The organism is Streptomyces sp. NPDC028419 (assembly GCF_055565515.1).
In genome coordinates, this window is sequence record NZ_JBVHUE010000010.1 from 122,146 (window position 1) to 126,775 (window position 4,630).

Annotated in this window: 4 protein-coding genes; 1 reads left to right on the forward strand and 3 read right to left on the reverse strand. The window is 72.9% G+C overall.

The genetic code is table 11. The features are described from left to right. Positions 1 to 150: 150 nt before the first annotated feature. From ACZ4UB_RS14405 to ACZ4UB_RS14415, 3 genes are all read right to left on the reverse strand, one after another. Complete coding sequence (locus tag ACZ4UB_RS14405; protein ID WP_468070382.1) at positions 151 to 1,326, reverse strand: Mrp/NBP35 family ATP-binding protein; 1,176 nt, start codon at positions 1,324 to 1,326, stop codon at positions 151 to 153. A 42-nt stretch (positions 1,327 to 1,368) separates the two neighbouring features. Then, on the reverse strand, positions 1,369 to 1,908 hold the full coding sequence (locus ACZ4UB_RS14410) for a DUF1003 domain-containing protein (protein WP_468070443.1): 540 nt from the start codon (positions 1,906 to 1,908) through the stop codon (positions 1,369 to 1,371). A 202-nt stretch (positions 1,909 to 2,110) separates the two neighbouring features. Next, complete coding sequence (locus ACZ4UB_RS14415) at positions 2,111 to 3,382, reverse strand: magnesium transporter MgtE N-terminal domain-containing protein (protein WP_468070383.1); 1,272 nt, start codon at positions 3,380 to 3,382, stop codon at positions 2,111 to 2,113. Between the two features lie 162 nt (positions 3,383 to 3,544). Here ACZ4UB_RS14415 and ACZ4UB_RS14420 point away from each other — a divergent pair, with 162 nt between their 5' ends. Then, positions 3,545 to 4,393 (forward strand): hypothetical protein, encoded by an 849-nt coding sequence (locus ACZ4UB_RS14420; protein WP_468070384.1) that lies wholly within the window; start codon positions 3,545 to 3,547, stop codon positions 4,391 to 4,393. Positions 4,394 to 4,630: the final 237 nt, after the last annotated feature.

Here is a 4,630-nt window from a genome sequence, read left to right on the forward strand (position 1 = left end):
TGGGGGGTGGGGGGGGGGGAGCTGGGGTGTTCGGTTTCTCGGTCGGGGGAGCCGGGGGAGAGTGGTGGGGGAGAGGGGCGAGGGAGGGGGCGCCCACCGCAGCGGTGGCGCCCCTCTCGCGTACCCCCGGACCCTCAGGCCCCGGCCGTACTAGAACTTGTTGCGCGGGGTGATCCCCAGCGACATGCCCGACAGGCCGCGCGCGCGGCCGCCCAGCTTGCCCGCGATCGCCCGCAGCGCCGCACCGGCGGGAGAGTCGGGAGCGGCCAGCACCACCGGCCGGCCGTCGTCGCCGCCCTCGCGCAGCCGGACGTCGATCGGGATCTGGCCCAGCACCGGCACCGTGGAGCCGATGGTCCGCGTCAGGCCGTCGGCGACCGCCTGGCCACCGCCCGTGCCGAACACGTCGACCATCTCGTCGCAGTGCGGGCAGGGCAGCCCGGACATGTTCTCGACGACGCCGACGATCTTCTGGTGGGTCTGCACGGCGATCGAACCGGCCCGCTCGGCCACCTCGGCGGCGGCCTGCTGCGGGGTGGTGACGACCAGGATCTCCGCATTCGGCACCAGCTGCGCCACCGAGATCGCGATGTCACCGGTGCCCGGCGGCAGGTCGAGCAGCAGGACGTCCAGGTCGCCCCAGTACACGTCCGCCAGGAACTGCTGGAGCGCGCGGTGCAGCATCGGGCCGCGCCACACCACGGGCGCGTTGCCCGGGGTGAACATGCCGATGGAGATGACCTTCACGCCGTTCGCCGACGGCGGCATGATCATGTTCTCGACCTGGGTCGGCTTGCCCTCGACGCCCAGCATGCGCGGCACGCTGTGGCCGTAGATGTCCGCGTCCACGACGCCGACCTTCAGGCCGTCGGCCGCCATCGCCGCGGCGAGGTTGACCGTGACCGAGGACTTGCCCACGCCGCCCTTGCCGGACGCGACGGCGTAGACGCGCGTCAGCGAGCCGGGCTGGGCGAAGGGCACCTCGCGCTCGGCGGTGCCGCCGCGCAGGCTGCTCGCCAGGTCCTTGCGCTGCTCGTCGCTCATCACGTCCAGCGTGACGGCGACCGAGGTGACGCCCGGGACCCGCTCGACGGCCTCGGTGACGTTCTTGGTGATGGTCTCGCGCATGGGGCAGCCCGACACCGTGAGGTAGACGGTGACGGCGACCGCTCCGCCGTCGCCCACGTCCACCGATTTGACCATGCCGAGTTCGGTGATCGGCCGGTGGATCTCGGGGTCGTTCACCGTCGCCAGCGCGTCCAGGATCGCGTCCTGATCGGGCCCGGCCGGGTCGGGCGCGGCGGCGGAGCTTGTGTCGGTAGCCATGCCCCGATGGTACGGCTCGGTAGCGCGCCGTCGGTAAGCCCTTCAGCGGTCGCCTTCGTCACGTTCGGAGGGAAAGAGCCGGCGCTCGTCCATCTCCTTGATCAGGTCCTGGAACTCCGACCGGATCCAGTCGCGGGTCGCGACCTCGCCGAGGCCCATCCGCAGCGCCGCGATCTCCCGCGTGAGGTACTCCGTGTCCGCGATGGAGCGCTCGTTCTGCTTGCGGTCCTGCTCCAGGTTGACCCGGTCGCGGTCGTCCTGGCGGTTCTGCGCGAGCAGGATCAGCGGAGCGGCGTAGGACGCCTGGAGGGACAGCATCAGGGTCAGGAAGATGAAGGGGTACTGGTCGAACCGCCACGGGTCGGGCGCGAAGATGTTCCACAGCACCCAGGCGATGATGACCACCGTCATCCAGACGATGAACCGCCCCGTGCCGAGGAAGCGCGCCACCCGCTCCGACAGCCGGCCGAAGGCCTCCGGGTCGTACTCGGGGAGCAGCCGCCGGCGCGCCGGGCGCGGCAGGTCCAGCCGCACGCGCGAACGCGTCAGCGCGCTCGACCCGGTCGCCTGGCCGGCCTTCATCCGCTCGGCCCGACCCTCGCGCGCCTCGCGCTCGGCCCGGTCGTGCCGGTCCGCCCGCTCCGCCCGCACCCGACCCGCGACCTCGTCCAGCCGGTCCGACAAACCGTGCTCCCGCCCGTGTTCGCGCGCCTGCGCCCGGGACTGCTCGCGGCGCTCCCTGATCTGCTCCCGGCGGCGCTCCCGCCCCAAATCGCGGCCCCGGTCAGTGCCCACGCCCGGCCTCCTCTGAGTGGAAGTCCGTCTCGCGCCAGTCGTCGGGCAGCAGGTGGTCCAGTACGTCGTCCACCGTCACGGCGCCCAGCAGCGAGCCGCTCTCGTCGACCACCGGCACCGCGACCATGTTGTAGGCGGCGAGGTAGCTGGTCACCACCGGCAGCGAGGCGTCCGGGCGCAGCGGCGGCAGGTCCGTGTCCACCAGCGAGCTCACCAGCGTGAACGGCGGGTCCCGCAGCAGCCGCTGGAAGTGCACGGTGCCCAGGTACTTGCCGGTCGGCGTCTCGTCCGGCGGGCGGCACACGTACACCTGCGCGGCCAGCGCCGGGGACAGGTCCGACTGCCGTACGCGCGCCAGCGCGTCCGCGACCGTGGCGTCCGGCCGCAGCACGATCGGCTCGGTCGTCATCAGACCGCCCGCCGTGCGCTCCTCGTAGGACAGCAGGCGCCGCACGTCGGCCGCGTCGTCCGGCCGCATCAGGGTCAGCAGCCGCTCCTTGTCGTCCTCGGGCAGCTCCGAGAGCAGGTCGGCCGCGTCGTCCGGGTCCATCGCCTCCAGCACGTCCGCGGCGCGCTCCTCCTTGAGCTTGCCGAGGATCTCCACCTGGTCGTCCTCGGGCAGCTCCTCCAGCACGTCCGCCAGCCGGTCGTCGTCGAGGGCGTTGGCCACCTCGGCGCGCCGCTTCGGCGTCAGGTGGTGCAGCACGTTCGCGAGGTCGGCGGGACGCATCGTCTCGAAGGTGGCGACCAGGTTCTCGGCGCCCTGCCCGTCCTCCTCAAGGGAGAAGCCGGTCACCCCCGACCAGTCCACGGTCAGCGTCTCGCCGCGGCGGCGCATCACGCCCGCCTTGCCCTTGCGGACGAAGATCCGGTTGATCTCCCAGTCGCGCCGGGCCGGGAGCTGCTGGATGGCCACGTCCAGGACGGTGACCTCCTCGTCGTCCGCGACGAGCCGCACCCGGCGGTCCAGCAACTCGCCCAGGACGAGCCGCTCGGTGGGGCGCTGCTCGAAGCGCCGCATGTTGACCACGCCGGTCGTGATGACCTGCCCCGACTCCACGCCGGTCACCCGGGTCATGGGCACGAAGATGCGGCGCCGGCTCACCACCTCGACGACCAGACCCAGCAGCCGGGGCGGGCGTCCGCCCACGCGCAGCATCGCCACCAGGTCGCGGACCCGGCCGACCTGGTCGCCGTTGGGGTCGAAGACGGGTACGCCCGACAGATGCGAGACAAAGATCCGCGGGGCGCCTGCCACCATCCGAGCGCCTCCTGGAGCGTCGATCAAGATTCCTGCCGCCCTCAGGCTAGCCCGTACCGCCGCGAACCGCCCTGGTGGGGCGTTCCGCCCGGGCCGGGGTCGCGCACGACGTGCGGGTACGCTGCCTGCTGCTCGCTGACGACCGACGAGAGGCACCCGCCCGTGACCGCCACCTTCCCTGCCGCACGGCTGCGCCGGACCACCGCCATCGGGGTCATCTGCGCGGGTCTGGCCATCGCCGCCACGGGCTGCGGGGAGGACCCCGACAAGGGCACCAACGGGGTCGGCAAGCTGTCCGCGGACAAGATCGAGTCCAAGGCGCGCGCGGCCGCCTCGGAGGCCAAGGCGGTGCACCTGGCCGGCACCCTGGTCAGCGGCGGCAAGTCCTTCACACTGGACATGAGGCTGAAGTCGGACGGCGGCTCCGGCGAGGTCAAGTCCAAGGACCACACCTTCCGGCTGCTGCGGGTGGGGGAGCAGCTCTACCTGAAGGCCGACGCGGCCTTCTGGGGGCAGTCGGAGGCGGCCGGCAAGCTGGGCGACAAGTTCGTCAAGGTCCCCGCGGCCGACCCCTCCTACAAGCAGTTCCGCGGCTTCACCGACATGCAGGTCCTGCTGGACGGGCTGCTCGGCATCGGCGGGAAGCTCGCCAAGGGCGCCGAGTACACGAAGGTCGGCCCCACCAAGGCGGTCCTGCTCACCTCGGACGGCGGAAAGGGCGGCAAGCTCGCCGTCTCCCTGGAGGGCACCCCGTACCCGCTGCGGATGGAACGCGCGGGCGGCGCCGGTCGGGTCGAGCTGACCGACTGGGGGCAGCAGTTCCCGCTGGCGGCCCCGGCCCAGGACCAGACCGTGGACTACGGGTCCCAGCTGCCCACGACCAAGGGCACCGGCACCGGCACCGGCACCGGCAAGAGCCCGGGCCCGAGCCCGAGCAGGAGCGGCGCCGGGGACGACGACGCGAGCGGCGGATCCGGCGGCCAAGGCGCCGACCCGGGCACGGGCGGCTGACGTCCCGGGGGCGGACCCCTCCGGGGGGCGCCTCAATCGCCGGCGAGGCTGGAAGGTGGGGCCTTGCCGGGGACGGTGGAGTGAGCGGTGGATCCGGGGGCGCCTCAAACGCCGGCGAGGCTGGAGGATGGGGCCTTGCCGGGGACGGTGGATCCGGCGCCGACCCGGGCACCGGCGGCTGACGTTCCGGGGGCGGATATGGAGCCTCGCCGGCGTTTGAGGCGCCCCCGGAGGGCA